The following is a 26,663-nucleotide window of genomic DNA, read 5'->3' on the forward strand; positions in this document are numbered from 1 at the left end:
CGACCCTGATGATCAGGGACGCGGCTGAGGCGGGGGGATCGTCGCCCCGCTGTCCTGAGTCTGGATCGACTTCAGATAAGCCACGATGGCGCTGACATCCGCCGGCGGAAAGGTCCATTCCGGCATTGGACCATGGCCGACGGTCAAGCCCTCGGCGAGCCCTTCGGCAAGCGCCTCGACGTCATAGCGCTGGTGCAGTTGGCGGAACCGAGGGGCCGTGGGGTTAGGACTATCGCCACTGACCTCCACTGCGTGACAGGCCGAACAGCTTCGCGTGACGATCGCCTTGCCGCGCGCAATCGGGTCCTGATCCTGCGCCGCCTGGCTCGTCGTCGCGAAAGCCATGACGGCGCCGAGCACCACGACGCTCCAGCGAATCTCAGTACGCATCGTCCACCCCTCCAAGCTGGATCGACAACATGCGGCCGGCCAGCCCGCCCACCTTGACGCAGATCAAGTCGGGCGCGCTATTCCGCGTAGAGGGCCAGCGCCTCCAGGCATAGCTCGAGACCGGTAAGATCCCGCAGCGGGTCATCGGTGACGATCACGAACAGCCGCCGCGCCTCGCCCCACAGCATCACGGTCTCAGGCAGGCCGTGGTCTTCGATCATGCAGCCGTCAGGGTCGCGCCAGACGCGATTCTCATCGAGGATCGCCCCGAGGTCCGCGTCGACCCGCGCGACGTACTCGGCGCGCAGTTCGCTGGTCACGTTCATATAGGCGAAGGTCGGCTTGCCCAGGCCCGCCAGGACCCCTGCCTCGAACACCGTCGCTGTATCGGCCGTCGGGCCCCGGAACGGGGTCAGATTGATCACGCCGGCGTCGGCTTGGCGCAATTGCGCCATGCGCGTCGCGTAAAACTGTCTAGCCTCAAGTTCGTCGCCCGTGTCGCTGATCGGCATGCGGGCGGGAGCCAGGGCCTCGAACCCCGACTCCAGACACAGCGCCCGCTGGCGCGAGGCCTGGAGGTCGAGATCGGGAAGCCAGGCCTCGGGACCGGCCAGCCATAGGGAACGAACAGGTTTCATGGGCCTTAGGTCTGGTCGCGAGGGGCAGGAGTCAATGCTGGGCCTGAAGTTAGGCCGTCGGAGATCGAATGCGGACGATCGCGCGTAGAAGCTTGCTGACCGCCGGCCTGGCCCTGGCCGCCTCCCCCGCCCTGGCCGCGCCCGCCGCGCCCTGGCTCGCCTACGAACGCCGCCTGCGCGCGCTGCTGTCCGATCCCCCCGGCGGCGACTTCGATGCCGCGTTCGAAGAGACCCTGCTCGATCTCAACAACCTCTATCGCCGTCGCCAAGGGCCTGCCCCACTCGCCTGGGACGAGGGCCTGCGCCTCGCCGCGCGCGCCCATGCGGCGGACATCGCGGTCACCGGCGTGTTCGAACACATGACGCGCGAGGGCTTCTCTCCAGCTGGGCGGGTCGGCCTGTTCGCGCGCGATCTGGTCGGCGCGCCGGGCGAGAACATCGCCATGCGCCGCAACGCCGCCAGCGCCGTCACCTACGACCAGATCATGAACCAGTGGAAGACCAGCCCCGGCCACCGCGCCAATCTCCTGGCGCCGGGCTTCACCCACGTGGGTTATGGTGTCTTTAGGCAGGGGCCGCGTGTCATCGCCGTCGGCGCCTACGCCGAGGTCAGCGCCCGTCTGGCCGGTCCCGCGCCTCTGCGCGTGCGCTCGACCGACGAGATCGCCCGCGCCCTGTCCTATGCGACGCCGACGATCCGCCAGTTCTCGATCTCGGAACCCGGCGGCGAAGTGCTGACCGCGACCTATCTGGAGGATCGCGCGGCCCGCGCCCTTAAGCCGGGCGCCTGGCAGCTGCGCCCGCACCTGTCGACAGGCGAGCGCCGCTACCAGGTGGCCTGGGGGCCGGTGTTCGTGCTGGACTAGCCCTACTGGGCCACCGCCAGGGCCTCGATGCGGATGTTCACCGCATCCCCGATCGCGCCCGCCCCGATGGTGTGGCCGAACGCCTTGCGGCTGATCTGGCCGGTGATGGTGAAGCCGGCCTGCTTCTTCTGATTGTTGCCGACCCCGATCTTGTTCAGCTTGACGTCCAGGGTCACAGGCTGTGTGACGCCCATGATCGTCATATCGCCGGTGACCTTGGCGGTCGTGTCACCCGTCTTCTCGACCTTGGTCGACTTGAAGGTCATGGTCGGGTTCTTGGCCGCGTTCAGCCAGCGCTCGGCCTTCAGGTGCTCATCGCGGGCCGTATTGGCGCTGAGCAGGCTATCGACGGTGACGGTCGCCTCGACGCGCGACTTCTCCGGCGCGGCCTCGTCCAGCCAGATCGTTCCTTCCGACTGGGCGAACATGCCCAGGATCGAGGTGAACCCGAAGCGATCGATCGCGAATGAAGTCTGAGTGTGCGACGAGTCCAGCTTGTAGGCGACCTCGGCGGCGAAGGCCGGGGCGGCGGCGACCGACAGGGCCGCGCCGGCGATCATGGCGGCGAGCAGGCGTTTCATGGGGCGTCTCCTTCGTCATTCCCAAGCGGGACCGGAGCGGACATTCCCGTGCGGCGCTGAACCGCGCAACCCACAAACGAAAAGCCCCCGGCCTGGGAGGACCGGGGGCTTCGTGGGATGAGCTTGGGAGCTCGGAGCCTAGTTCTTGGCTTGGTCGACCAGCTTGTTCTTGGCGATCCAAGGCATCATGCCGCGCAGGCGAGCACCCACCTCTTCGATCTGGTGCTCGGCCGAGCGACGACGCGTGGCCTTGAAGCTGGGCTGGCCGACGGCGTTCTCCAGCATGAAGTCGCGCACGAACTTGCCCGACTGGATGTCTTCCAGCACGCGCTTCATCTCGGCCTTGGTTTCCGGCGTGATGATGCGCGGACCGGTGACGTACTCGCCGTACTCAGCCGTGTTCGAGATCGAGTAGTTCATGTTGGCGATGCCGCCCTCGTACATGAGATCGACGATCAGCTTCAGCTCGTGCAGGCACTCGAAATAGGCCATTTCCGGCGCGTAGCCGGCTTCAACCAGAGTCTCGAATCCGGCGCGGACCAGTTCGACGGTGCCGCCGCACAGGACGGCCTGCTCGCCGAACAGGTCGGTCTCGCACTCTTCGCGGAAGTTGGTCTCGATGATGCCCGAGCGACCGCCGCCGATGGCCGAGGCGTAGGCCAGGCCGAGGTCCAGCGCGTTGCCGGTGGCGTTGTGGTGCACCGCGATCAGGCACGGCACGCCGCCACCCTTCTGGTACTCGCCGCGCACCGTGTGGCCCGGGCCCTTCGGCGCGACCATCAGCACGTCGATGGTGTCCTTGGGCTCGATCAGGCCGAAGTGAACGTTCAGGCCGTGGGCGAACAGCAGGGCCGCGCCGTCACGGATGTTGGGGGCGATCTCGTTCTTGTAGATCGCGGCCTGGTGCTCGTCGGGCGCCAGGATCATGATCAGGTCGGCCCAGGCGGCGGCTTCGGCCACCGTCATGACCTTGAGGCCTTCGCCTTCGGCCTTCTTGGCGGTCGGCGAGCCGGCGCGCAGCGCGACGGCTACGTTCTTGATGCCCGAGTCCCGAAGGTTTAGCGCGTGGGCATGGCCCTGGCTGCCATAGCCTACGATGGCGATCTTCCGGTCCAGGATGCGGGCCAGATCAGCATCGCGGTCGTAGTACACGCGCATATTTTTTCTCCAAGACTGGACAATCAGGGCCACCCGGCGCAACGGCAGAGCGACAAAGGCCGGGCGTTTGAGCGTTTTTTTGCCGTTTCGTCAAGACGGAGCCGACAGAACGCCGAAATACGAGAGCCTTTGCGGATCCTTTTACGCGGTCCGACACAGCTGCGCTATGCGGCGCCGCACGCCAGATCCTTCGCGGGCGCGAAATTCCTGCCGACGGCGCGATGAAGAAAAAAGGGCGGAAGCTCTCGCCTCCGCCCTTCGGTTCATCCGCGACGTCCACTCACCAGAACAGGTCGTAGTAGACGCTCAACACCTGGCCGCTCCAGACGTCGACCAGCACGGCGCTGTCGCCGACACGGATCCACTCGCAGCCAATCGGCGGCTGGGGCAGGCCATAGCGCCACGCATCGAGATAGTAGGACGGCGTGTACCAGCCGTACGGCAGATAGTCGCCGAACGACCAAGCCCTCGAATACCAACCGCTGGGGTAGCGATAGGCCGGCGCGCGATAGCGCTGGGCCGACCGGAAGCTTGGACGATAGTAACCGCGATCATAGTGCTGACGCCCCCGGTCGCGATCGCGGTACTGACCATAGCCCGATCGACGGTCATCGCGGTCCCAGCCGCCGCGATCCCAGCCGCCGCGATTATCCCAACGGTTGTTGTCGCGCCCTCGGCCGTCGTAGCGGTCCCCGCGATGACCGTTGTCGCGGTTCCAGCCGCTGCGGTCGCGGTTATTGTCGTCGCCCCGATTCCAGCCGCTGCCGCCCCCCTGGCTGGGCGGCGTCTGTGGCTGAGGCTGAGGCTGAGGCTGTGGCTGGGTTTGGGGCCGATCGTCGCCTCTGTTCCAACCGCTGCCGCCGTTCCCGTCAGGGCGGCCGCCACGATCACCTCGGTCGCCCCGATCACCGCGATCGCCACGGTTCCAGCCGCTGCCGCCTTGCTGCTCCGGCTGAGGTTGCGGCTGGACCTGCGGTTGCGGTTGTGGGCGGTCACCGCCCCGGCTCCAGCCGCCTTGGCCCGCGCGATCACCGCGATCGCCGCCTTGCCATCCGCCTCGATCTCCCCGATCGCCCCGATCACCTCGGTCGCCGCGCGGTCCGCCATCGCGCTGCTCGCGCTGGGCCTGCTGCTGAGCGACCACCGCCCCGGCGGCGGCGGCCTCTGCGGCCGCGCCCCCAAGCAGCGAGAGCATCATCGCGGTCGTGACCAGACGTTTCATTTCCTGCTCCGAAGGGCCTTGAAGCGCGGCCCGGGCTTGTCCCTTGATAGCAGTCTCTGACTCGCCGGATGAACCGAGCTTGAACGGGAGGCTTGATGTCCGCACACCCTAACGATGTCGTCGGCTTCTGGCGAAAGGCCGGTCCGAGGAAGTGGTTCGCCAAGGACCAGGCCTTCGACGCCGCGATCGCCCTGAAGTTCGAGCAGACCCACTATCGCGCCTCGATGCGCAAGTACGACGCCTGGAATCAGACGCCCGAAGGCGCCCTGGCCTTGCAGATCCTGCTCGATCAGTTCCCGCGCAACATGTACCGGGGCACGCCCCACGCCTTCGCCACCGACCCACTGGCGCGAATGTTCGCCCGCGAGGCCATCGCCGCCGGCCACGACCAGGATCCATCGATCCCGCTCGAGCTTCGGCGATTCTTCTATCTGCCCTTCGAGCACTCGGAGTCGCTGGTCGACCAGGAGTTCAGCGTCCAGCTGTTCGCCACGCTCCAGGCCGACACCGGTGATGAGGAGTCGATGAAGTACGCCCTGGTCCATCGCGACGTCATCGCGCGCTTTGGCCGTTTCCCTCATCGCAATCCTGGCCTGGGCCGGGAGACCACCGAGGCCGAACAGGAGTTCCTCGACGAGGGTGGCTTCGCCGGGTGAGGAGAAGCAGGCGTAGCGATGCTTGGGCGTCTTTGATAGGTTCGACGGGACCGCAAGTTGAAGTCGAGGAATATCGATGACCGCCCTTCGCAGCGCCTTGGCCCTGACCCTGGCGCTCGGCGCCCTGACCCCGAACGCCGTGCTGGCGCAAGCCAAGGCCAGCGGTGGTCAAAAGATGCAGGCCCAGGCCTCCGGCGAGGTGCCGCGGTGCACGCGCAAGCTCGGCACGCTCTCGATTGTCGACGGCGATGATTCCAACGGCTGGACCCAGTACAATCTGGCCTCGCCGCAAAAGGTGCTGAGAGCCATCGTGCAGCGTTCGGGCTGCTTCAACCTGGTGGATCGCGGCGCAGGCCTAAGCGCCGCCGAAAAGGAGCGCGCCATCGGCGGCAACCTCGGCCTGCAACGCGGTTCGAACGTCGGCCAAGGCCAGGTCAAGGCGGCTGACTATGTTCTCGTGGCCGAAGTCCAAGGCAGCAACAGCAATGTCGGCGGCGGCGCGGTAGCCGGCGCTATCGGCGGTCTGATCGGCGGCCGCGCGGGCGCCCTGGTCGGCGGCATCAAGACCAAGAAGCTCGAAGCCAACACCGTCCTGTCGTTGACCAACGTCCGCACCACCGAGACCACGTCGGTTTCGGAAGGCTACGCTGTGAAGAACGACATCGGTTGGGGCGCGGGCGGCGGCCTGGGATTCGCGGGCGCGGTCGGCGGCGGCTATGAGGACACCGACATCGGCCGCATCGTCACCCTGTCTTTCATCAACGCCTATTCGAAGATGATCGGTGACCTCGGCCTGCTTTCGGACGGTCCGCCAGCCGCCCAAGCCGCCCCTCAAAAGACCTTCGCCGCCCAGCGGCCTGTGGCGATGCGGGCCACGCCTGTCGCTGGCGGCAAGCTGATCCGCACCCTTCCTGCCGGCGCGATCGTCTACCCGACCGGCAAACAGCAGGAGCTGTGGTGGGAAGTGGCCGACGAAAACGACAATGTCGGCTGGGTGCTGAACACCGGCTTGGCGCCCAGCAACTAGGGCATCGCGCCAGACTCTTCGAGCGAGGGCCAGAACGCGAGGACAAATGGCGGAGCCCTGTGGACATCACGGGGCGCCGCAGTGTTCAACACTGCGATTCGCGGCCAAAGTAACCGCCATGAGCACCGCCGTCCTCGACGCCCCCAAAGCCGCGACCGACCATCCCGAGCGGCAGTACCTGACCCTGCTGGCCGACATCCTGGAGAATGGCGTCCAGCGCGGCGACCGTACGGGCACGGGGACACTGGGCGTATTCGGCCGCCAGATCCGCTTTGACCTGGCCAAGGGCTTCCCGGTCCTGACCACCAAGAAGCTGCACCTGCGCTCGATCATCATCGAGCTGCTGTGGTTCCTCAAGGGCGACACCAACATCGCCTATCTCAAGGACAACGGCGTGCGCATCTGGGACGAGTGGGCCGACGAGAACGGCGACCTTGGCCCCGTCTATGGCAAGCAGTGGCGCTCCTGGGCCACGCCTGACGGCCGGGTGATCGACCAGATCTCGGCCCTGGTCGAGAACCTGAAGACCAACCCCAACAGCCGCCGCCACATCGTCACGGCCTGGAACCCGGCCGATGTCGACGACATGGCCCTGCCGCCCTGCCACTGTCTGTTCCAGTTCTTCGTGGCGGATGGAAAGCTGTCCTGCCAGCTCTACCAGCGCAGCGCCGACGTGTTCTTAGGCGTGCCGTTCAACATCGCGTCCTACGCCCTTTTGACCCTGATGGTCGCCAAGGTCGTGGGCCTGGAGCCCGGCGAATTCGTCCACACCTTCGGTGACGCCCACCTCTATCTGAACCACCTGGATCAGGCCCGCGAGCAATTGACCCGCGAGCCCTTCGACTTCCCCACGATGAAGATCGCCGACAAGCGCGACCTCTTCGGGTTCGAATACGAGGACTTCACGCTGGAGGGCTATCAGGCCCACCCGCACATCAAGGCCGAGGTTTCGGTCTAGGGTTTCAACACGATCTTGCCGGCCAGCTGCGCCGACTGCAGCAGGGCCTGAGCCTCCCCGGCCTCGCTGAGCGGCAGGACCTTGGCGATCTTCGGCTGGATCGCGCCGTCGGCGATCAAGCCCAACACCTGGGCGAGATCCTGGCGATAGGGCTCGGGCCGCGCGTTGCGCCACGACGTGACGTTGTAGCCCACGACGCCCCGGCTGCCGCTGAACAGCTTGAGCGCCGAAAGCCGGTCAGCCAGCAGCATCTTGATCATGGCTGCGGGACGCGCCTTACCGCCCTTGGTGGCGTCATAGCCGCCGTACAGGACCGCCGTGCCGCCGTCGCGCAACGCGGCCATCGAGGCGGCCTTGAGGTGCGGGCCGCCCACATGGTCGAACGCGGCGACCACGCCGCCGCCGGAGATCGCCAGCGCCCGCTCGGCGACGGCTTCGGCGCGGTAGTCGATATGGATCCCGCCCTTGGCCTCGACCTCGGCCTTCTTGCCGGCTGAGGCCGTGCCGATAGCCCGGACGCCGGCGCGCTGCGCGAGCTCCAGCAGCAGGCCGCCGACCCCACCGGCCGCGCCATGGACCAAGACCCATTCTCCGGGCGCAGCCGTGGCGACGCGATGGAACATCTGCCATGCCGTCAGCCCGTTCAGCACGCCGGCGACCAGGGCTTCGGCCGGCGCGGCTTCCGGCGCGGCCACCAGATAGCGGGCCTCGATATTGCGGCGCGAGGCGTAGGAGCCGGTCACCGTCAAGGCGGCGACCCGCTGGCCGACCTCAAAGCCTTGGACATCGGGCCCCAGGGCCTCGATCCGGCCCACAAAGTCATAGCCCGGCGTCACCGGCGCCTTCACGCCGGGATAGAGGCCCGTGCGCATCACGATATCGGCGAAGGCGACGCCGGCGGCCTCGATGGCGACCCGCGCCTCGCCAGAGCCCGGCGGCGGCAGGGTCACTTCCCGGCCTTTGAGCACCTCGATACCGCCCGTGCGGGCCATATGCATCTCGAACGCCGTTCCAGACATCGCGCCCTCCCCGATCATTGTTCTTCGGCCGGCAGAGTTATCGACGTTCAGGTTTGGATCAAGGCATGGCGTACAGAGCCGACGCTCGCTAATCAGGAGGCATGAGCATGCCCACCCTCGCCATTGTCGTCGCCCGCGCCGCCAATGGGGTGATCGGTCGCGACGGCGACCTGCCCTGGCGCCTGAAATCGGATCTGGCTCTGTTCAAGGCCAACACCCTGTTCAAGCCCATCATCATGGGCCGCAAGACCTGGGACAGCCTGCCGCGCAAGCCCCTGCCCGGTCGGACCAATATCGTGCTGTCCCGCGACCAGAGCTTCGAGCCCGAGGGCGCGGTGGCCTGCGAGACCTGGATGGAGGCGTTTGAGATCGCGCGCGAACAGGCCGCCGATGACGGCGCTGACGAGGTCTGCGTGATCGGCGGCAGCGCCTTGTTCGAACTGGCCCTGCCCAAGGCCAAGCGCCTCTATCTCACCGAGGTGGCCGCCGAGGTCGAGGGGGACGTTCGCTTTCCCGCCTTCGACGAGTCCGCCTGGACCGAGGTACGCCGCGAGGCCCACCCGGCTGGCGACGGCGATGATCACGCCTTCGTCTTTCGCGTTCTGGAGCGACGCTAAATCCATCACCTGCGGACAAATTCGCGCCGGGGGTTTTGACGCGCGCAGAGGCGCAAGGCACTTAGGGCGCGCGTGGAGTGGGGCGGGATCGATGGTGGATTTGGACGCAGCGGGCGGAGCGGTGAGCGGCGGATTGGTCGCCGGCGCCTTGGAGAAGCCCGAGGGCAAGGCGGGCGCGGCCCACGATGGAACTTGCTCGGACTGCGGCCATGCGGTCAGCGGAAACTTTTGCGCCAATTGCGGTCAACCGACCCACGTCCATCGCACGCTTCTTCACCTGGGCGAGGAATTGCTGCACGGGGTCATGCACTTCGACGGCCGGGTCTGGCGCACGGTGCCGTTGCTGGTAACCAATCCGGGCCGACTGACCCGTGAATGGGTCGCGGGTAAGCGCGCACGCTATGTGTCGCCCCTGGGTCTGTTCCTGTTCACGATCTTCCTGATGTTCTTCGTGTTGAGCTTCGGCGGCGGGTACAAGGCGCCGAACGGCGGCGCGCTGTCGACCTCGCTGAGCACCGCCGAAGACGTCGTCGCCAAGACCCGTCAGCAGGTGGCCGAAGCACGCGCCGAACTCGCCACCGCCGAAAGCGATCCTGCGGCCCGGGCAGGCCTGACCGAGGCGCGGCAAAGGCTGGAGATCACGAGCGATGGTCTCAAGCAGGCGCAGGCCAAGCTCGACGAATTGAAGTCGACCAAGGCTTCGACGCGTCCTGACGGCCTGCAGCCCGGCAGCTGGCAGGCCCAGCTTCGCGACGCCACGACCAGCGGCAAGATCAAGTCCACAACGGGCGGCGAGTTCAGTCAGACTGTCCTCAAGAAGCTCGCAAACCCAGATCTGGCGCTCTACAAGCTACAGCAGACGACGTACAAGTTTTCGTTCCTGCTGGTGCCATTGTCGATCCCGTTCGTGGCCCTGCTGTTCCTGTGGAAACGCGGCTTCACGCTCTATGACCACGGGGTCTTCGTCCTCTACTCCTTGACCTTCATGGCGATGCTGAGCATGGCGCTGGGCTTGTTGGGCAAGGTGTCGTGGCTGAGCGGCCCGGTGGCGCTGGCCGCAGTATTCGCCCCGCCCGCCCACATGTTCGCCCAACTCAAGGGCGCCTACGGCCTGTCGGTGTTTTCGGCGCTTTGGCGCACCGTGCTGCTGTTGTTGTTCTGCCTGATCGTCCTGAGCCTGTTCCTCGTCGCGATCATCTATCTGGGCCTGGGTCACTGACACTTCGGCCCTGGCCGAGGTCAAACAAGCGTTTATAGTTTCTCCGCGCCGCCCGTCAGAGGCGGCCGAGGGAGACACGCGCATGGACATCCAACTGGTCGCCGACGGCCTGCAATTCCCCGAAGGCCCGATCGCCATGGCCGACGGCTCGGTGATCCTCACCGAAATCCAGGGACAGCGCCTGACCCGCGTCTGGCCGGACGGCCGCAAGGAGACCGTGGCCGAGACCGGCGGCGGTCCCAACGGCGCAGCAATCGGCCCGGACGGCGCGATCTATGTCACCAACAACGGCGGCAGCTTCCAGTTCTTCGAGGCCAACGGCCTGAACATTCCCGGTCCCACGCCCCCCACTCACACGGGCGGCGCCATTCAGCGCGTGGACCTGAAGACGGGCGCGATCACGACCCTCTACACCGAATGCGACGGCAAGCCGCTGGTCGGACCCAACGACCTGGTCTTCGACAAGCAGGGCGGTTTCTGGTTTACCGACCATGGCTGTTCGACGCCGGACGGCCGCAAGTATGGCGCCCTGTACTACGCCCTGCCCGACGGCTCGAAGATCACCCGCTGGCGCGATCACTTCGTTTCACCCAACGGCGTGGGCCTCTCGCCCGACGAGAAGACCGTCTACATGGCCGACACCATGCTGGGACGGCTATGGTCCTTCGACGTCGCCTCGCCGGGCGTGCTGGCGGACGCCGTTCCGCTGCTTCCGGGCAATGTGGTCTGCAACCTGCCCGGCTATCAGTTGCTGGACAGTCTGGCGGTCGAGGCCGACGGCAAGGTCTGCGTGGCGACGATCATCAACGGCGGGATCACAGCCTTCGCCCCGGACGGCTCGACCGAGCACTACGCCTTCCCGGACGTGATCGTGACCAACATCTGCTTCGGCGGCGCCGACATGCGCGATGCCTGGATCACCGCGTCGGGCACCGGCAAACTCTACAAGGCGCGCTGGCCCCGCCCAGGCCTGAAGCTGAACTTCAACGGCTGATGAAGCTTGGGTCGGCGCGGTAAGGGACGGGGCTGCCCGCGAGGACAGCCCCGCCAGATAAGCGCTAGTAAAGCGTCCCGAGCGCGGCGCGCTCGAACGCCTTCAGCTCGTCCGAGCGGCCTTCGCGGATCTTGGTGACCCACTCCGGATCCTGCAGCAGGGCGCGGCCGACGCCGACCATGTCGTACTCGCCGCGCTCAAGCCCGCCGATGACGTTGTCGATCGAGGTCGGCTGGCTGCCTTCCCCACCGAACGCGGCGATGAACTCGCCCGACAGGCCGACCGAACCCACGGTGATGGTCGGCGCGCCGGTCAGCTTCTTGGCCCAGCCGGCGAAGTTCAGGTCGCTGCCCTCGAACTCCGGCTCCCAGAAGCGGCGCTGGCTGCAGTGGAAGATGTCGGCGCCGGCGTCGGCCAGCGGCTGCAGCCAGGCTTCCATCTCCTTCGGCGTCTCGGCCAGACGGGCGGTGTATTCCTGCTGCTTCCACTGCGACAGACGGATGATGACCGGATAGTCCGGCCCGACCGCAGCGCGCACGGCTTTCAGGATCTCAGCGGCGAAACGACCCCGCTCACCGATCGTCGGACCGCCCCAGGCGTCGGTGCGGACGTTCGTGCCTTGCCAGAAGAACTGGTCGATCAGGTAGCCATGGGCGCCGTGCAGTTCGACGGTGTCAAAGCCAAGGCGCTTGGCGTCGGCCGCAGCGGTGGCGAAGGCCTGGATGGTGTCGGCGATCTCGGCGTCGGTCATCGGCTCGGTGAAGGGGTTGCCGCCGGCCTTGGACAGGCCCGAGGGGCTGTCGACCTTGCCCAGCACGTCCTTACCCTTGGCGGCGCCGACGTGCCAAAGCTGCGGCGCGATCTTGCCGCCGGCGGCGTGAACCTCGTCGACCACCTTCTTCCAGGCCGCCAGTTCCTTCTCGCCGTGGAAGCGCGGCACGTTGGCGTCGTTCAGCGAGGCGGGACGCGCTACGCCCGTGCCTTCGGTGACGATCAGGCCGACCTGGTTCTCGGCGCGGCGACGGTAGTAGGCGGCGACCTCGTCGGTCGGCACGCCGCCCGGCGAGAAGGATCGCGTCATCGGCGCCATCACCACCCGGTTGGGCAGTTTCAGCGACTTGAACTCGAAGGGCTGGAAGAGGGCGTCGAGCGACATGAGGGCTCCAGGGGAGAGAAAATCACGGTCGAAATTCAAACACGCGTTCGAGACCTAAGCCAAGGCAGAAAAACTGCAACGGCTACGGTTCCGAGAGCGAAGGCTTGCGCCGGCGCGATAGCGACGCGACAAACGCGCGGCTCAGATGGGAGGGCGGATCATGGGCGGCAAGCCGGCGACCTGGTGGATCATGCTGGCGGCGGGAATTTTCGCCGCCGCATTCCTGCTGAAGGACTTCATGGATCACGGCCACGCGATCCTGGCGCACGCGGGTTACAAGGGGCTGCTGACCTCCCCCACCATTCACCACAAGCTTGGTGAGGCCTTGATCGGCGTGATCCTGTTCATGACCGCCCTGATGCGATCGATCTGGACGCCGGAACGCCTGATCGCCAACCTCAAGGCCTCATATCCGCTGATGCTGGTCGGCGCGGCGTTGAACGCCCTGGCGTGGTTCGGCAGCGGTCTGCCGGCCACGGACTTCAACAAGATCTGGTTCGTACTTCTGGTGGTCGTCGGGATCGCCGCGCCGCCGCTGCTGATCCGCTGGTTTGGCCAGTCCAAGGGGACCCAGGCGCAAGCCTGAGCCCCCTGGCGAGCCGCTAGAGACCCAGCACCATCTTGGCCATGATGTTGCGCTGGATCTCGTTGGAACCGGCGTAGATCGAGGCCTTGCGATAGTTGAAATAGGCCGGCGCGGCGGGACCGGCATAGTCGGGACCCGCGCGGCCATCGTTGGCGGGCGACCAGGTGTCACGCACGAACGGCGTGGCGTAGTTGCCCACCGCCTCGAGCGTCAGTTCGGTGATCGCCTGCTGATGCTCTGAGCCGACGCACTTCAGCATCGACGAGGCCGGGCCGATATTCTTGCCCGCGCCGCGCCCGGAGAAGATCCGCAATTCGGAGGCGTTGAGCGCCTCGACCTGGATCTCCAGGTTGGCGATCTTGCTGCGGAAATCCGGATCGTCGATCAGGCGTCCGCCATCGTCGGCCCGCTCCAGCGCGGCGATACGCTTGACCTTCTTGAGCATATTCATCAGGCCGGGCGCATAGGCGTTGCCGCGCTCGAACTCGAGCAGGTACTTGGCGTAGGTCCAGCCCTTGTTCTCTTCGCCGATGCGATTGGCGACCGGCACGCGGACATTGTCGAAGAAGACCTGATTGATCTCCTGCTCGTTGTCCGGTGGGCCGTCCAGGGTCGGCAGCGGCTTGATCTGGATGCCGGGCGTGTCCATCCGCAGCAGCAGGAACGAGATACCTTCCTGCGGCTTGCCCTCGGTCGAGGTGCGCACCAGGCAGAACATCCAGTCGGCCCACTGGGCGTGGGTAGTCCAGATCTTCGAGCCGTTGAGCACGTAGTCGTCGCCGTCACGCACCGCCCGCATCTGCAGGCTGGCCAGATCCGAGCCGGAACCCGGCTCCGAATAGCCCTGGCACCACCAGATATCGGAGTTGAGGATCGGCGGCAGATGCTGGGCCTTCTGCGCGTCCGAGCCGAAGGCCATGATCACCGGAGCGACCATCTTCAGGCCCATCGGCGACGAAGTCGGCACACCGGCCAGGCTCATCTCCATGTTGAAGATGTAGCGCTGCGAGGGCGTGAAGCCCGCGCCGCCCAGCTCGACGGGCCAGTCCGGCGCCGCCCAGCCGCGCTCAGCCAGCTTCTTCTGCCACTTCACCTGGCCGGCCTTGTCCAGATAGCCGTTCTTGGACTGGCTCATCTGGCGGCGCAGATCATCATCATAGGCGGTGGCGATCCAGTCGCGCACCTCTTGCTGGAAGGCCAGGTCCTCGGCCGAGAACGCCAGATCCATCGCGCCCTACTCCACTGCGTCGAGATATTCGATGACGGGCGCGCCCGCCATGGTCGGGCCCATGGCCGCGCCGGCGGCCTTGAAGTAGTCGGTGCCGCCGTGATGCTTCAGCGCATCCATCGAGGCGTAGAGCTCCAGCACCTTGTAGACGCCCTCTTCGGTCTTGGAGCGCGTGAGTTGATAGACAAGGCAGCCCGGCTCGTTGGCCTTCACCTTGGCGGCGAGATCCAGGAACACCTTCTCGAACTCCGCCGCCTTGGCCGGCTGCACCTTCAAGGTCGCGACAACGCCGATCATGTTTTCCTCCCAACAATTGTTTGAATTGCAGGATGCGGGAGCACGCGACGCGGAGCAAGAGCGACGTGGGGTAAGTTGGTGGATCTCGATCCTGCAACGGACCGATCAGGCCGAAGACGCCTTAAGAGCGCTCGTTCCAGCCATAAGCCACCCAGGAGTGGCCGCCGACATTGCGCGCTTCGATCAGGCCATCATCCGCCGGGGTCTTGGCGACCTTGCGCCCGCGGAATGCGAAAGCGGCGAGGCCGAAAAGCGCGCTGCCGATGAAACCGACCACAACCACGGTGGCCGCGAAGATGACCGCCAGCACCGCGCCCACGACCACCGCGACGGACGTCGCCAAGGCGCCGGCCAGCCAGGCCAGGTTCCGCAGGGGCGAAGCGACGGTGCTCATCGTGGTCCTTTCGTCGGCGCTCATAGTCAATCAGGTTGGTTCACAAGCGCTGAACGTCAACTGAACACCCCCACGCAACAGATGAAAAGCCTTTTTCCATCGCGTGGGGGCGGGACCGATTGTCTCGCCTACCCTGCGGCGGCTAGCCCGAGTTCTCGCCGTTCACGCATAACCGTCGAGAAGGCGGCGTTGATCGAAGCGGCCTTAGCCTCGGCGACCTCGATGAACTCGGTGGGCAGCCCCCGCGCCCGCGCGCGGTCCGGGTGGGCGCTGGACAGGGCCGCTTTCCAGGCCGAGCGCACGGTGGCGTCATCAGCATCCGGCGGCACCTCCAGGATGGCGTACGGATCGTTGGCGTCGACGCCCAGATGAGTGGCGCGCAGCCGTCGGAACGCCAGGGGCGACATCCCGAAGAGATTCGACACACGCTCCAGGTAGTCGAGCTCATCCTGCGACACCATGCCGTCGGACTTGGCGATGTGGAACAGACCGTCGACGACGTCTTCCAGCAGTTGGGGACAGCTCGAATAGCGCTTGGCCAGCCGCTTGGCGTAGCTTTCGAAGCCATGCGTCGTCTGGCGAGCTAGGTCGTACAGGCGATGGATGTTGGGCTCGGAGGCCGGATCGGGCTGGAACACCTCGGTAAAGGCCGCGAACTCGCCGCCGTCGGCGCGACCGTCGACCTTGGCCAGTTTGGCGCCCAGCGCCGTCACCGCCGTTGAGAACGCAGGGTCCTCGCCGGGCAGACCGCCCGGACATTCGGTGCAGTCGGCCAGGTCCAGGCGCCGGGCGGCGATGCTCGCGATGTTGCGCCAGAAGGACATGGGTCGCCTCGAAACCAGCAACGGACAGGAGAGATACGCACGACAAAGCGACCGGATCACCTCATTCCGCGCTTCTAGCACAATGAGAATGATCGTTCACATGACTTTAGTGCAATGCGGCGAGAGCCCGCACCAATACCGCCAAGGAGCCGAACGCGCCTCGGGTCGCTATGGCTCCGCTTGGCGGCCGATACGGCGCCGCCACGCAACGGTCCCAATCCGGATCGAAATGCTCTAGTGACGACACCTGACAACAAAAAGGACCTCCGCCGCATGGCGAACGCCCTCTTCCTCGCCCTGGCCTTGCTGGCCCAAGACGGCCAAGCGAGCACCCAAAGCCCCAACGCGCCGCCGTCGGACGAGTATGGTTATGTCGCCTGGTGCTACGGCGCCCTCGGTGGCTACGCCTCGCTGTACGATCAGGTGATGCCCGAGGTGACCCGCATCGAGAAGGCGTTTCCGGGCCCGGACGGCGTCGAGGCGTCGCTGAAGACCTATCCCGAGCTTCGCGCCCAGGCCCAGAAGGACATGAAGGCCTTCGCCTCGGCGATCACGGCGGCCGAAAAGGCGAGCCCCCGCCCGATCTCGGAGTACGGCGGCGCTCAGGTCAAGCGCGGGGCCGCGATCTGGCAGGGCGCCGGGTCAATCGACAAGGCGCGTCTGGCCCAGATGTGGATGAGCTGGAGCCCGCCCGGCGACTGCGAGAAGCGGGCCAAGGCGCTGGAGATGAAGTCCTCGATCCTGGGACGAGCCCTGAACTACAACGCGGTCTCGGCGACGAGCCAGGCGCCGGTAACCGCACAGTCCGCACCCGAGCAAGGCCCAGCGCCGGCGCCCATGGCGCCCCCCGTCGCGGCGGCGGCGTCGACCAAGGCTGTCAGCAAGACCGCTCCGGCCAAGCCCGCTCCGGCGCCTCCCAAGCCCAAGGCTCCCGCGGCCAAACCGGCTCCCGTCGTCGCCAAGGAGATCATCATCGATCCGGCCAACCCCGCGCCCTGCGCCGGCAGCCTGATCCCCGCCAAGCGCGGCGGCAAGGACGTCTTGATCTGCAAGGCGGACTAAAGTCGCCTCTCTTCAGGGGGAGGACGGCAAGGTCCCGGTCTGCGCCAAGGCCTTGAACCAACCGTAGGACGCCTTCGGGATCCTACGGCCGCTGGCGGCTTCCATCGTCGTGATCCCGAACTTCGAGGTGTAGCCCAGGTCCCACTCGAAATTGTCGATCAGGGTCCACTCGAAATACCCCCTGACGTCACAACCCGCCTCGCGGGCCGCCAGCACCGCCTCAAGGTGGCGGCGCAAGTACTTGATGCGGAAGGTGTCATCCAAGATCGCTGGACCGCTGCTGAACGGGTCGGAACATCCGTTCTCGGTCACCAGCATCTTGGGCGCGCCGTACTCGCGGCGCACACGATCCAGAACCTCGAACAGGCCGGACGGATCTATGTGCCGGCCGAACGCGTCCTGCTCGGCGCTATTGGGCGCGGCGGCGGCGGCGATCTTGCTGGGCGCCGACAGATCCAGCCGCACGTAGGCCGGCGCGTAGTAGTTCACCCCCAGGAAATCAACGGGCTGGCGCGTGGTCTTCAAGTCGCCGTCGCGAAGCACGCCCCTGAGCGGTTCCTCCATCGCCTTGGGGTAGGTTCCCTTGAACAGCGGGTCGAGCCAGGCAAGGTTCCAGATCTCGTCCAGACCATCCGACGCCAGCCGGTTCCAGAACGCCAATGGCCCACCCGCCGGCCGGCACGGCTGAAGCGCCATCGTGGTGCCTACCGAAAGGTCGCTCCGCGCCGCGCGCAGAGCCTGGATCGCCAGTCCCTGGCCCAGATTCATATGGTGCGTGACTGGACCCAGTAGCGCAGCGTCCTTGAGCCCCGGTGCATGATCGCCCAGCACGTGGCCGAACACGGTATGGACCGCCGCCTCATTGAGAATGATGTAGTTCTTCAGCCGGTCGCCCAGCCGCTCGACCACGGCGCGCGCATAGTCCGCCAGACGCTGGGCCGTGTCGCGGTTCGCCCAGCCGCCCTTGTCCTGCAGGCCTTGCGGCAGGTCCCAATGAAACAGGGTGGCGTAGGGTGTGATCCCTTTGGCCAGCAGCGCGTCGACCAGCCGCGAATAGTGATCGAGGCCTGCGGCGTTCACCGCGCCCGCCCCGGTCGGCAGAATCCGCGACCAGCTCATCGAGAACCGATAAGCGCTCAGGCTGGCGCCGGCGATCAGGTCGACATCGTCCTGGTAGCGCCGATAGCTGTCGGTGGCGTCCGCAGCGGTGTCTCCATTCTTGACGTGGCCCGGAACTCTCTCGAACACGTCCCAGATGCTGGGCCCGCGCCCGTCGGCGGTTTGCGAACCTTCGGTCTGGAAAGCGGCCGTCGCCACGCCCCAGACAAAGTCCTTCGGAAACTGCCGACCCTTGGGGGTCAGGTCCGTTTCGCCCGGCCCCTCGCACGCCGATAGCCCCAGAGCCGCGCCGCCCAGGGCCAATGTCCCCAGCGCGCGTCGGCTGACGCCTGAGCGATCCATGTCGTCCCCTCCCGTTACGCCTTGGGAGGAGGATGCGTTGGGATATCGCGGTTCGCAATCCTCCCCCTAGCGGGGGAGGTGTCGGCTCGAAGAGACGACGGAGGGGGAAGCAGTAGGCTCTCCAGCACTTCCCCTTCCGGCGCGGAGTTTATCCTCGGGCCGGCCTATAGCCGGCCCCTGGGGGCGCCACCTCCCCCTCTGGGGGGAGGATTTTCTGTCCCTAAGCCGCCGCCCCGCGCGCCCGCGCTAGCGGATCGTAGTTCAGGATCGGCGACAGCCAGCGCTCGGCCGTCTCCATATCCCAGCCCTTGCGGCGGGCGTAGTCCTCGACCTGGTCGGCGTCGATCTTGCCGACGCCGAAATAGTGCGCCTGGGGATGGCTGAAGAACAGGCCGGAGACCGCCGCGCCAGGGGTCATGGCGTAGCTCTCGGTCAGCTGCAGACCGGTGGCCGCTTCCGCGTCGAGCAGCTTGAACAGCGTGCCCTTCTCGGTGTGGTCGGGCTGGGCCGGATAGCCGGGGGCGGGTCGGATGCCCTGGTACTTTTCGGCGATCAGGCGCTCGACGTCGGCGTCCTCGTCGGCGGCGTAGCCCCACAGCTCGACACGGGCCTTGTAGTGCAGCCACTCGGCGAAGGCTTCGGCCAGGCGGTCGGCCAGGGCCGAGGCCATGATGGCGTTGTAGTCGTCGCCGGCGTCCTTGAAGCGCTTGACGATCTCGTCCTCGCCATGGCCGGCGGTGACGGCGAAGCCGCCGACATAGTCCGCCCCCTGCCCGATCGGCGCGACGAAGTCCGAGAGGGCGACATTGGCCTTGGCCTCGCCGCTCTTGTCGGCGCCCTTGTCCATCTGCTGGCGCAGGGTGTGCAGGCGCGAGACCTCGGCCACGCGGGTCTCGTCGGTGTAGAGCACGATGTCGTCGCCCTGGGCCTGGGCCGGCCAGAAGCCGATCACGCCCTTGGCCCCGAACCACTTTTCCTCGACCACCTTGTCCAGCATGGCGCGGGCGTCGCGGTAGAGGTCGGTGGCGGCCTGGCCGACCACGTCGTCCTCCAGGATCTGCGGGAAGCGGCCGATCAGCTCCCAGCTGGCGAAGAACGGCGACCAGTCGATGAATGGGACCAGCTCCGCCAGCGACGGCTCGAACACCCGCGTGCCGATGAAGGCGGGTTTCGGAGGCGCATAGCCCTTCCAGTCGATGGCGAAGGCGCGCTTGCGGGCCTCCTGGATCGAGGCGCGGGCCTTGGTGGTCTGGCCGCGCGCGTACTGCTCGCGGACCTTCACATACTCGGCGCGGGTCTCGGCGATGATCCGATCGCGCTCGCCTTCCGACAGCAGGCCCGAGACCACGCCGACCGCGCGGCTGGCGTCGACGACATAGGTCGTGGGGCCCCGGCGATAGGCCGGCTCGATCTTCACCGCGGTGTGGGTGCGGCTGGTGGTGGCGCCGCCGATCAGCAGCGGGATATCAAAGCCCTGGCGCTCCATCTCGGCGGCCACGAACACCATCTCGTCCAGCGAGGGGGTGATCAGGCCCGACAGGCCGATCATGTCGACCTTGTGCTTCTTGGCTTCGTCCAGGATGCGGTCGGCGGGCACCATGACACCCAGGTCCACGACCTCGTAGTTGTTACACTGCAGCACGACGCCGACGATGTTCTTACCGATGTCGTGGACGTCGCCCTTGACGGTGGCCATCAGCACCTTGCCGGCGGCCTTGCGCTCCTGGCCTTCCTTCTCGGCCTCCATGAACGGCATCAGCCAGGCGACGGCCTGCTTCATCACGCGGGCCGACTTCACCACCTGGGGCAGGAACATCTTGCCCGCGCCGAACAGGTCGCCGACGACGTTCATGCCGTCCATCAGCGGGCCTTCGATCACGTGCAAGGGGCGCTCGGCGGCCAGGCGAGCCTCTTCGGTGTCGGCCTCGATGAACTCGGTGACGCCATTGACCAGGGCGTGGGTGATCCGCTCGCCGACCGTGCCCTCGCGCCAGGCCAGATTGACCTGCTGAGCCTGGCCCTTCTCGCCCTTGTAGCGCGGCGCCATCTCGACCAGGCGCTCGGTGTTGGTCATCACCGGGTCGCGCTGCGGACGGTTGAGGATCACGTCCTCGACGGCCTCGCGCAGGGCCGGATCGATGTCGTCATAGACCGGCAGGTCGCCGGCGTTGACGATGCCCATGTCCATGCCGGCGTTGATGGCGTGATACAGGAACACCGAGTGGATCGCCCGGCGCACGGGCTCGTTGCCGCGGAAGCTGAACGAGACGTTCGACACCCCGCCCGACACCCGCGCGTAGGGCAGCATCTGCTTGATGCGGCGCGTGGCCTCGATGAAGTCGACGGCGTAGTTGTCGTGCTCCTCGATCCCGGTCGCCACGGCGAAGATGTTCGGATCGAAGATGATGTCCTCGGGCGGGAAGCCGACCTTGTCCACGAGCGTGTTGTAGGCCCGCTCGCAGATCTCGACCTTGCGCTTTTCGGTGTCGGCCTGGCCGACCTCGTCAAAGGCCATGACCACCACCGCTGCGCCATAGCGCAGGCAGAGCGTGGCCTGTTCGAGGAACTTTTCCTCGCCTTCCTTCAGGCTGATCGAGTTGACGATCGCCTTGCCCTGCACGCACTTCAGGCCCGCCTCGATCACCTCCCACTTGGAGCTGTCGATCATCACCGGCACGCGGGCGATGTCGGGCTCGGCGGCCATCAGGTTCAGGAAGGTGACCATGGCCTGCTGGCTGTCCAGCAGCCCCTCGTCCATGTTGACGTCGATGACCTGGGCGCCGGCCTCGACCTGCTGGCGCGCGACCGACAGGGCCTCGGGATAGTTCCCCTCGACGATCAGCTTCTTGAACTTGGCCGAGCCGGTGACGTTGGTGCGCTCACCGATGTTGACGAAGACGGGGCGCATTTCAGGATCCAATAGCAGTCATCCCTTCTCCCCTTGCGGGAGAAGGTGGCCCGCGCAGCGGGTCGGATGAGGGGTTGAAGAACGTCGCCGCCGCGAGACAGCGGTTGAAGGGCCGGCGAGACCCCTCATCCGTCGCCTTCGGCGACACCTTCTCCCGCAAGGGGAGAAGGGAATTTGCGGCCATAGCCATTAAGCCAACTCGAACGGTTCGAGCCCCGCCAGGCGCATGGCCTTGGGACGCTCGGGGATCTGGCGCGGCGTCACGCCGCGCACCTCGTCGGCGACGTGACGGATGTGGTCCGGTGTCGTGCCGCAGCAGCCGCCCAGGATGTTGACGAGGCCGTCCTTGGCCCATTCGTGCAGGGCGTGGCCGGTCTCGTGCGGCTCCTCGTCGTACTGGCCCATGGCGTTGGGCAGGCCGGCGTTGGGATAGGCTGCAACCAGGGTGTCGGCGACACGGGCCATCTCGGCGATGTGCGGACGCATCAAGTCCGCGCCCAGGGCGCAGTTGAAGCCCACCGCGAACGGCTTGGCGTGCTTGACGCTGTTCCAGAAGGCCTCGGCCGTCTGCCCCGACAGAGTGCGGCCCGAGCGATCGGTGATGGTGCCGCTGATCCAGATCGGCAGCTCCTCGTGCCCCTCGTCGCGCCAGTCTAGGATCGCCTTGATCGCGGCCTTGCAGTTCAGGGTGTCGGTGATGGTCTCGATCAGGAAGAGATCGACCCCGCCCTGGTAAAGCGCATCCACCTGCTGGCGATAGGCCTCGTAGACCTGGTCGAAGGTCACCTTGCGCGCGCCCGGATCGTTCACGTCCGACGACATCGACAGCATGACGTTCAGCGGCCCCATCGAGCCGGCGATGAACTTCGGGCGGTCGGGATTCTGCGCGTTCCAGCGGTCGGCCACCGAGCGGCCGATCTTGGCGCCTTCCAGGTTGATGTCCCAGACGTCCTGCTCACCCAGGTGATAGTCGGCCTGGGCGATCGTGGTGCCCGAGAAGGTGTTGGTCTCGGAGATGTCGGCGCCGGCGCTGAAATAGGCGTCATGCAGCTCGGCCACGAGATCGGGCCGCGTCAGGCACAGGATGTCGTTATTGCCCTTCATCTGGCCGTTGTAGGCGGCGAAGCGCTCGGCGCGGTAGTCGGCCTCGGTCAGCCCCTTCTTCTGAAACATCACGCCCCAGGAGCCGTCGAGAATGAGAATGCGCTCCTTGGCGGCGGCCTTCAGGGCGGCGACGCGGTTGGCACGAATGGAAAGGTCGGTCATCGGTTGGGCCCCGCCGCCTGCTGGCGCGCGAGCTCCTTGTTGAAGGCGGCTTCGGAGGCGTCGACGAACCGGGCAAGCTCGCCTGGGTCGACAAAGGCGTTGGGATCACCGCGCAGCTGCTTCTGGCGCTTGGCCAGCAGGTTCCCCTGCTCTTCGTGCGCGGGCAGCATCACGTCGGTAGGAATGGCGCGCAGCTTGGCGAAGCTGGCGCGATAGTCGGCGACGATGGTCCGGTGGGTCTTGTTGCCCACGAGCACATTGCCTGCCACCGACAGCGAGCACGGGAAGGTGACGGTCAGCGGCCGCCCCTTCTCGACCACGGCCGTGGTCCAGCTGGTGCAGCCAATGGTGTGGCCCGGCGTCAGGTGGGCGACCATGGCGATCTCGCCCAGCTTCAGCTTGGTCTGGTCGCCGAAGCTCCTGTCGGGCTTGGCGGCCGGCATCGGCGTTGGGCCATAGATATTGTCGCCGATGTGGTGGCCCGCCGCCATGGCCGGGGCGTCGTCGCGCGAGATCCACAGCTTGGCGCCGGTGTCGGCCTTCAACTGCGCCAGACCGCCGGCGTGATCGTAGTGGGCGTGGGTGTTGATCAGGATCTTCACGTCCGCAAGCTGGAAGCCCAGCGCCGTGATGTTGCGCTCGACCAGCTTGCCCGTCTCGGCGTTCGGCCCGCCGTCCAGCACCACATGGCCCTCGGACGACGTGATCAGCCAGGACGAGATGCCCTCGGTGCCGACGTAATAGATGTTGCCGACCACACGGTAGGGCTTGGTCGGCTTGGTCCAGTTGGCCGGCATGTCGTCGGCGTGGGCCGCCGAGGCCAGAGCCAACAGCGACGCAGCGGCGGCCAGGATCAGGCGCTTCATGCGGCGACCTCCGACGCGGCGGGCGAGACCTCGCGCACGCCCAGCACCCGGCAGATGGCGTAAACGAGATCGGCCCGGTTCAGGGTGTAGAAGTGGAAGTCCTCGAAACCCTGTTCCTGCAGCTTGGCGCACATCTCGGCGGCCACCGAACAGGCGATCAGGCGGCGGGTCTCGGCATCGTTTTCCAGGCCGTCGAATAGGTTGCCCAGCCAGGACGGGATGGCCGTCTGGCAGGCGGCGGCCATCTTCTTCAAGCCCGCGAAATTGGTCACCGGCATGATCCCCGGCACGATCGGAATGGTGATGCCCGCCGCGCGCACCTTGTCGACGAAGCGCAGGAACGCGTCGAGGTCGAAGAAGAACTGGCTGATGCCTAGGGTCGCGCCGGCGTCGACCTTCTGCTTCAAGACGTCGATGTCGTGCTCCAACGAGGGGCTCTCGGGATGCTTCTCGGGATAGACCCCGACCAGCACCTCGAACGGCGCGATCGCGCGCACGGCCTTGGTCAGCTCCGTGGCGTTGGCGTAGCCGTCGGCGCGCGGCACATAGACCCCGCCGATGCCGCCCTCGCCGGGCGGCGGATCGCCCCGCAGCGAAACGATGTGACGGACCCCGGTCTCCCAGTACTCGCGAATGACCTCATCGACCTCGTCGCGGCTGGCCCCGACGCAGGTCAGGTGCGCGGCCGGCTTGAGGCTGGTCTCATCCAGGATGCGCTTGACGGTGCGGTGCGTGCGCTCGCGCGTGGAGCCACCCGCGCCGTAGGTCACGGACACGAACGCTGGATCCAGCGGCGCCAGGCGTGTGATCGCCTGCCACAGGCTCTCTTCCATCTGCGGAGTCTTGGGCGGGAAGAACTCGAACGACACGCGCGGACGGCCGGTCCGCTCGCCGGCTCGTGCGACGGGACCGATCACGCGGCGGGTGGGCGGAAGGGTCATGCGGCGCTCCTTTCGAGGGATGCCTTGCCGGGACGGCGTGCGGTCCAGATCTTGACGGTCAGCCCCTCGGCCGTCGCCGGCGGCAGGGCGATATTGCTTTCCAGGACAAGACCCGCCGCCTGCAGCCAGGCGACGATCTCGGCGTCGTCAAAGCCCAGCCGACGGTGTTGGTGAACCTCGCGCAGGAACTCGTGATCATGCGGCGCGAAATCGGCGATCAGCAGCAGACCACCCGGCGTCACCAGACGCGCGGCCTCGGCCACCGCCGTGGCGGGATCGGTCAGATAATGCAGCACCTGGTGCACGGTGACGAGATCGGCGCAGCCGCCCGGCAAGCCGGTGCGGAAGATGTCACCGTGCCGCAGCTCGCAGGCGGTGAGACCGGCCTTGGAAACCTCGTCGCGGGCGATGTTCAGCATCTGTTGCGACAGATCCAGACCCAGCGCGTTGGCGGCGCGCTTGCCCAGCAGGGTCAGCATGCGCCCCGCGCCGGCGCCCAGGTCGACCATCTCGTCGAACGGACCTTCGCCGGTGGCGCGAAGGATCGCCGCCTCGACCTCGGCCTCGTCGACATAGAGCGAGCGGATCTCGTTCCAGCGCGCGGCGTTGCGGGCGAAATAGGCTTGGGCGTCAGTCGAGCGCTCAGCCCGCACGGCGGCCAGCTTGTCGGCGTCCGACTGGACGGTCTCGTCGCCCTCGTCGATCAGGTCCAGCGCCTGCTCGACCAGCAGACGGCCCGGCGACTTGGCGGCCAGGCGATAGAACACCCAGGCGCCGTCCGGGAAGCGCTCCACGAGACCGGCCTCGGCCAGAAGCTTCAGGTGACGCGACACGCGCGGCTGACTCTGATCGAGGATCCGGCACAGCTCCAGAACCGACAGCTCCTCGGCCGCCAGCAACGCCAAAAGCCGCAGGCGCGTCGACTCACCGGCCGCGCGCAGCACCTCGACAACCTGTTCGGCGCTCAATCTCATGAGGACATAAAGATATCTTTATGTCCGATTTGGCAAGAGAAACTTATGCCTCAGAGTCGCCTTTCAGGGGCTCCCAAAGCTCAATCTTCACCCCGGCGGGGTCCATGAGCCAGGCGAACCGGCCCATGCCGTCTTCGTCTTGACGCCCCACGGGCTCGACGCCCTCGGCGGCCGCCTTGGCCAGGATCCCATCCATATCATCGACTATGAAATTGATCATGAACGGCGCGGTCGACGGCGCGAAGTATTGGGTGTCGGCGGCGAAGGGCGACCAGGTCGTCGAGGTTGACCTGGGATGCTCGAACATCGCCCCGCCCCAGTCATGGATCTCAAAGCCCAGCACCCGCGCGTACCAGTCGCGGACAGCCTTGGGATCCTCGGCCATGTAGAAGACGCCACCCAGTCCCAGCACCTTGGCCATGTCACGCCCCCTTCCCCTCCGGCACTATAGCTCAGCAGACGATCGACAGCACCTGCTCCCGCAGCCAGACGTTCCCCGCGTCCGCGTCCAGCTGCGGCGGGTGCATGATCCACTGCTGGTCGGGCTCCTGCGGCGTAGGCAGCTCGACGCAACGCACGCCGAGCGGGGCGCCCAGAGCGCCGACCATCCGCGAAGGCAGCACCGCTACATGGTCGCCTCGCACGACCAGCTGTAGGGCCAGAAGGTAGTGGGGCACGACGACGGCGATGCGTCTTGCGCGCCCCTGCTCGGCCAGCCAGCGGTCGACGGGATCGCGCGCGGCTCCGGCCCCGATCACCGCCACGTGCTTCAGGTCAAGAAGGTCTCCGCTAGGCGCCTCGCCCGAAAAGGCCAGGACGTCATGGTCCTGATAGAGGGGCGTCATGCGGTAATTGGGAAAGGCCTCGACCTCGGTGGTGATGACCAAGTCGAGGTCCCGAGGTTGCTCGGACTGGGGGCGCCAAGGCGAGAGCTCCAGCCGGCAGCCCGGCGCGGCCATGGCCAGCCGGGCCAGCAGGTCGGGCAGGATCACCGCCGCCACCACGTCCGGGATCACCGCCCGGAACACGCGGGTCGCGGTCGCCGGGTCGAAGCTGGCCTGAGCATAGAGATCCTGAGCCTGGCGCAGCAGCGCCGCCAAAGGTGCGCGCAGGGCCTCCGCACGCGGGGTCGTCCGCATCCGTCCGGCCACCCGGACCAGCAGGGGGTCGTCGAACGCCTCGCGCAACCGTCCCAGCGTCCGACTGACCGCGGGCTGCGACAGGCCCAGCCGTTCGCCCGCCAGGGTCAGATTCTCGCACTCCAGGATGACGTCGGCGGCGACCAGCAGGTCGAGCTTGCCGCGCAGAATATGCGGATCACGCATCGTATATATCCAGGCTATGCATTTCACGCA

At 66.7% G+C, this 26,663-nt stretch carries 29 protein-coding genes; 9 read left to right on the plus strand and 20 right to left on the minus strand.

Annotation, left to right across the window (positions count from 1 at the left end):
- Positions 1-12: 12 nt before the first annotated feature.
- Together CVUC_RS16780 and CVUC_RS16785 are read right to left on the minus strand one after the other, a co-directional pair.
- Positions 13-405: a c-type cytochrome gene (locus CVUC_RS16780; protein ID WP_096033514.1), complete on the minus strand. Its 393-nt coding sequence runs from the start codon at positions 403-405 to the stop codon at positions 13-15.
- A gap of 62 nt (positions 406-467) precedes the next feature.
- Positions 468-1,028, minus strand: a complete 561-nt coding sequence (locus tag CVUC_RS16785; protein ID WP_096033515.1) for a nucleoside 2-deoxyribosyltransferase — start codon at positions 1,026-1,028, stop codon at positions 468-470.
- A 68-nt stretch (positions 1,029-1,096) separates the two neighbouring features.
- Here CVUC_RS16785 and CVUC_RS16790 point away from each other — a divergent pair, with 68 nt between their 5' ends.
- A complete protein-coding gene (locus CVUC_RS16790; protein ID WP_096033516.1) occupies positions 1,097-1,894 on the plus strand; it encodes a CAP domain-containing protein in 798 nt (265 codons plus the stop codon).
- A gap of 2 nt (positions 1,895-1,896) precedes the next feature.
- Here CVUC_RS16790 and CVUC_RS16795 read toward each other — a convergent pair whose 3' ends face one another.
- The 3 genes from CVUC_RS16795 to CVUC_RS16805 form a co-directional block, all read right to left on the minus strand.
- The gene (locus tag CVUC_RS16795) at positions 1,897-2,475 is read right to left on the minus strand and encodes a YceI family protein (RefSeq protein WP_096033517.1); all 579 of its coding nucleotides are present in this window, start codon (positions 2,473-2,475) and stop codon (positions 1,897-1,899) included.
- A gap of 138 nt (positions 2,476-2,613) precedes the next feature.
- Positions 2,614-3,633, minus strand: coding sequence for a ketol-acid reductoisomerase (gene ilvC / locus CVUC_RS16800; protein ID WP_096033518.1), 1,020 nt, complete (start codon positions 3,631-3,633; stop codon positions 2,614-2,616).
- Between the two features lie 280 nt (positions 3,634-3,913).
- Positions 3,914-4,855 carry an RcnB family protein gene (locus CVUC_RS16805; protein WP_096033519.1) on the minus strand — a complete coding sequence of 314 codons (942 nt, stop codon included), beginning with the start codon at positions 4,853-4,855 and terminating at the stop codon, positions 3,914-3,916.
- A gap of 92 nt (positions 4,856-4,947) precedes the next feature.
- Between CVUC_RS16805 and CVUC_RS16810 the strand changes: the two genes are divergently transcribed.
- From CVUC_RS16810 to CVUC_RS16820, 3 genes are all read left to right on the plus strand, one after another.
- Positions 4,948-5,511 (plus strand): DUF924 family protein, encoded by a 564-nt coding sequence (locus CVUC_RS16810; RefSeq protein WP_010919983.1) that lies wholly within the window; start codon positions 4,948-4,950, stop codon positions 5,509-5,511.
- A 76-nt stretch (positions 5,512-5,587) separates the two neighbouring features.
- Positions 5,588-6,538 (plus strand): SH3 domain-containing protein, encoded by a 951-nt coding sequence (locus CVUC_RS16815; RefSeq protein WP_010919984.1) that lies wholly within the window; start codon positions 5,588-5,590, stop codon positions 6,536-6,538.
- Between the two features lie 118 nt (positions 6,539-6,656).
- Positions 6,657-7,496: a thymidylate synthase gene (locus CVUC_RS16820; RefSeq protein ID WP_096033520.1), complete on the plus strand. Its 840-nt coding sequence runs from the start codon at positions 6,657-6,659 to the stop codon at positions 7,494-7,496.
- On the opposite strand, the gene CVUC_RS16825 is transcribed toward CVUC_RS16820, so the two are convergent.
- Positions 7,493-8,515: a medium chain dehydrogenase/reductase family protein gene (locus tag CVUC_RS16825; RefSeq protein ID WP_096034782.1), complete on the minus strand. Its 1,023-nt coding sequence runs from the start codon at positions 8,513-8,515 to the stop codon at positions 7,493-7,495. The genes CVUC_RS16820 and CVUC_RS16825 overlap by 4 nt on opposite strands.
- A gap of 101 nt (positions 8,516-8,616) precedes the next feature.
- Between CVUC_RS16825 and CVUC_RS16830 the strand changes: the two genes are divergently transcribed.
- The 3 genes from CVUC_RS16830 to CVUC_RS16840 all read left to right on the plus strand — a co-directional run bounded on the left by CVUC_RS16830 (position 8,617) and on the right by CVUC_RS16840 (position 11,345).
- Positions 8,617-9,132, plus strand: coding sequence for a dihydrofolate reductase (locus CVUC_RS16830; protein WP_010919987.1), 516 nt, complete (start codon positions 8,617-8,619; stop codon positions 9,130-9,132).
- Positions 9,133-9,223: 91 nt separating this feature from the next.
- Positions 9,224-10,351 carry a DUF3667 domain-containing protein gene (locus CVUC_RS16835; protein WP_096033521.1) on the plus strand — a complete coding sequence of 376 codons (1,128 nt, stop codon included), beginning with the start codon at positions 9,224-9,226 and terminating at the stop codon, positions 10,349-10,351.
- A gap of 82 nt (positions 10,352-10,433) precedes the next feature.
- Positions 10,434-11,345 carry an SMP-30/gluconolactonase/LRE family protein gene (locus CVUC_RS16840; protein WP_010919989.1) on the plus strand — a complete coding sequence of 304 codons (912 nt, stop codon included), beginning with the start codon at positions 10,434-10,436 and terminating at the stop codon, positions 11,343-11,345.
- Between the two features lie 64 nt (positions 11,346-11,409).
- Here the strand turns inward: CVUC_RS16840 and CVUC_RS16845 are convergent, their stop codons facing one another.
- Positions 11,410-12,501 (minus strand): NADH:flavin oxidoreductase, encoded by a 1,092-nt coding sequence (locus tag CVUC_RS16845; protein WP_096033522.1) that lies wholly within the window; start codon positions 12,499-12,501, stop codon positions 11,410-11,412.
- Between the two features lie 145 nt (positions 12,502-12,646).
- On the opposite strand from CVUC_RS16845, the gene CVUC_RS16850 reads away from it, so the two are divergent.
- A complete protein-coding gene (locus CVUC_RS16850) occupies positions 12,647-13,087 on the plus strand; it encodes a hypothetical protein (protein WP_096033523.1) in 441 nt (146 codons plus the stop codon).
- A 16-nt stretch (positions 13,088-13,103) separates the two neighbouring features.
- Here the strand turns inward: CVUC_RS16850 and CVUC_RS16855 are convergent, their stop codons facing one another.
- From CVUC_RS16855 to CVUC_RS16870, 4 genes are all read right to left on the minus strand, one after another.
- The gene (locus tag CVUC_RS16855) at positions 13,104-14,315 is read right to left on the minus strand and encodes an acyl-CoA dehydrogenase family protein (RefSeq protein WP_010919992.1); all 1,212 of its coding nucleotides are present in this window, start codon (positions 14,313-14,315) and stop codon (positions 13,104-13,106) included.
- Positions 14,316-14,321: 6 nt separating this feature from the next.
- On the minus strand, positions 14,322-14,612 hold the full coding sequence (locus CVUC_RS16860) for a putative quinol monooxygenase (protein ID WP_010919993.1): 291 nt from the start codon (positions 14,610-14,612) through the stop codon (positions 14,322-14,324).
- Positions 14,613-14,733: 121 nt separating this feature from the next.
- Positions 14,734-15,036 carry a hypothetical protein gene (locus tag CVUC_RS16865; protein ID WP_012640413.1) on the minus strand — a complete coding sequence of 101 codons (303 nt, stop codon included), beginning with the start codon at positions 15,034-15,036 and terminating at the stop codon, positions 14,734-14,736.
- A gap of 98 nt (positions 15,037-15,134) precedes the next feature.
- A complete protein-coding gene (locus CVUC_RS16870) occupies positions 15,135-15,830 on the minus strand; it encodes a J domain-containing protein (protein WP_024265766.1) in 696 nt (231 codons plus the stop codon).
- Between the two features lie 273 nt (positions 15,831-16,103).
- Between CVUC_RS16870 and CVUC_RS16875 the strand changes: the two genes are divergently transcribed.
- On the plus strand, positions 16,104-16,892 hold the full coding sequence (locus CVUC_RS16875) for a hypothetical protein (RefSeq protein WP_164468138.1): 789 nt from the start codon (positions 16,104-16,106) through the stop codon (positions 16,890-16,892).
- A 12-nt stretch (positions 16,893-16,904) separates the two neighbouring features.
- Here the strand turns inward: CVUC_RS16875 and CVUC_RS16880 are convergent, their stop codons facing one another.
- From CVUC_RS16880 to CVUC_RS16920, 9 genes are all read right to left on the minus strand, one after another.
- Positions 16,905-18,353, minus strand: coding sequence for a GH1 family beta-glucosidase (locus CVUC_RS16880; protein ID WP_096033525.1), 1,449 nt, complete (start codon positions 18,351-18,353; stop codon positions 16,905-16,907).
- A 220-nt stretch (positions 18,354-18,573) separates the two neighbouring features.
- A complete protein-coding gene (gene metH / locus CVUC_RS16885) occupies positions 18,574-21,273 on the minus strand; it encodes a methionine synthase (RefSeq protein ID WP_096033526.1) in 2,700 nt (899 codons plus the stop codon).
- A complete protein-coding gene (locus CVUC_RS16890) occupies positions 21,263-21,451 on the minus strand; it encodes a hypothetical protein (RefSeq protein WP_096033527.1) in 189 nt (62 codons plus the stop codon). The genes metH and CVUC_RS16890 overlap by 11 nt, the downstream gene beginning before the upstream one ends.
- On the minus strand, positions 21,451-22,527 hold the full coding sequence (locus tag CVUC_RS16895) for a homocysteine S-methyltransferase family protein (protein ID WP_096033528.1): 1,077 nt from the start codon (positions 22,525-22,527) through the stop codon (positions 21,451-21,453). Before CVUC_RS16895 ends, CVUC_RS16890 begins: the two co-directional genes overlap by 1 nt.
- On the minus strand, positions 22,524-23,393 hold the full coding sequence (locus CVUC_RS16900) for a subclass B3 metallo-beta-lactamase CAU-1 (protein ID WP_063859390.1): 870 nt from the start codon (positions 23,391-23,393) through the stop codon (positions 22,524-22,526). The genes CVUC_RS16895 and CVUC_RS16900 overlap by 4 nt, the downstream gene beginning before the upstream one ends.
- Positions 23,390-24,334 (minus strand): methylenetetrahydrofolate reductase [NAD(P)H], encoded by a 945-nt coding sequence (metF, locus tag CVUC_RS16905; protein ID WP_096033529.1) that lies wholly within the window; start codon positions 24,332-24,334, stop codon positions 23,390-23,392. The genes CVUC_RS16900 and metF overlap by 4 nt, the downstream gene beginning before the upstream one ends.
- Positions 24,331-25,308, minus strand: coding sequence for an ArsR/SmtB family transcription factor (locus CVUC_RS16910; RefSeq protein WP_096033530.1), 978 nt, complete (start codon positions 25,306-25,308; stop codon positions 24,331-24,333). Before CVUC_RS16910 ends, metF begins: the two co-directional genes overlap by 4 nt.
- 43 nt (positions 25,309-25,351) lie before the next feature.
- On the minus strand, positions 25,352-25,729 hold the full coding sequence (locus tag CVUC_RS16915) for a VOC family protein (RefSeq protein ID WP_096033531.1): 378 nt from the start codon (positions 25,727-25,729) through the stop codon (positions 25,352-25,354).
- 31 nt (positions 25,730-25,760) lie between these two features.
- On the minus strand, positions 25,761-26,633 hold the full coding sequence (locus tag CVUC_RS16920; protein ID WP_096033532.1) for a LysR family transcriptional regulator: 873 nt from the start codon (positions 26,631-26,633) through the stop codon (positions 25,761-25,763).
- Positions 26,634-26,663 lie beyond the last annotated feature (30 nt).

The organism is Caulobacter vibrioides, assembly GCF_002858865.1.
Taxonomy (GTDB): Bacteria; Pseudomonadota; Alphaproteobacteria; order Caulobacterales; family Caulobacteraceae; genus Caulobacter; species Caulobacter vibrioides.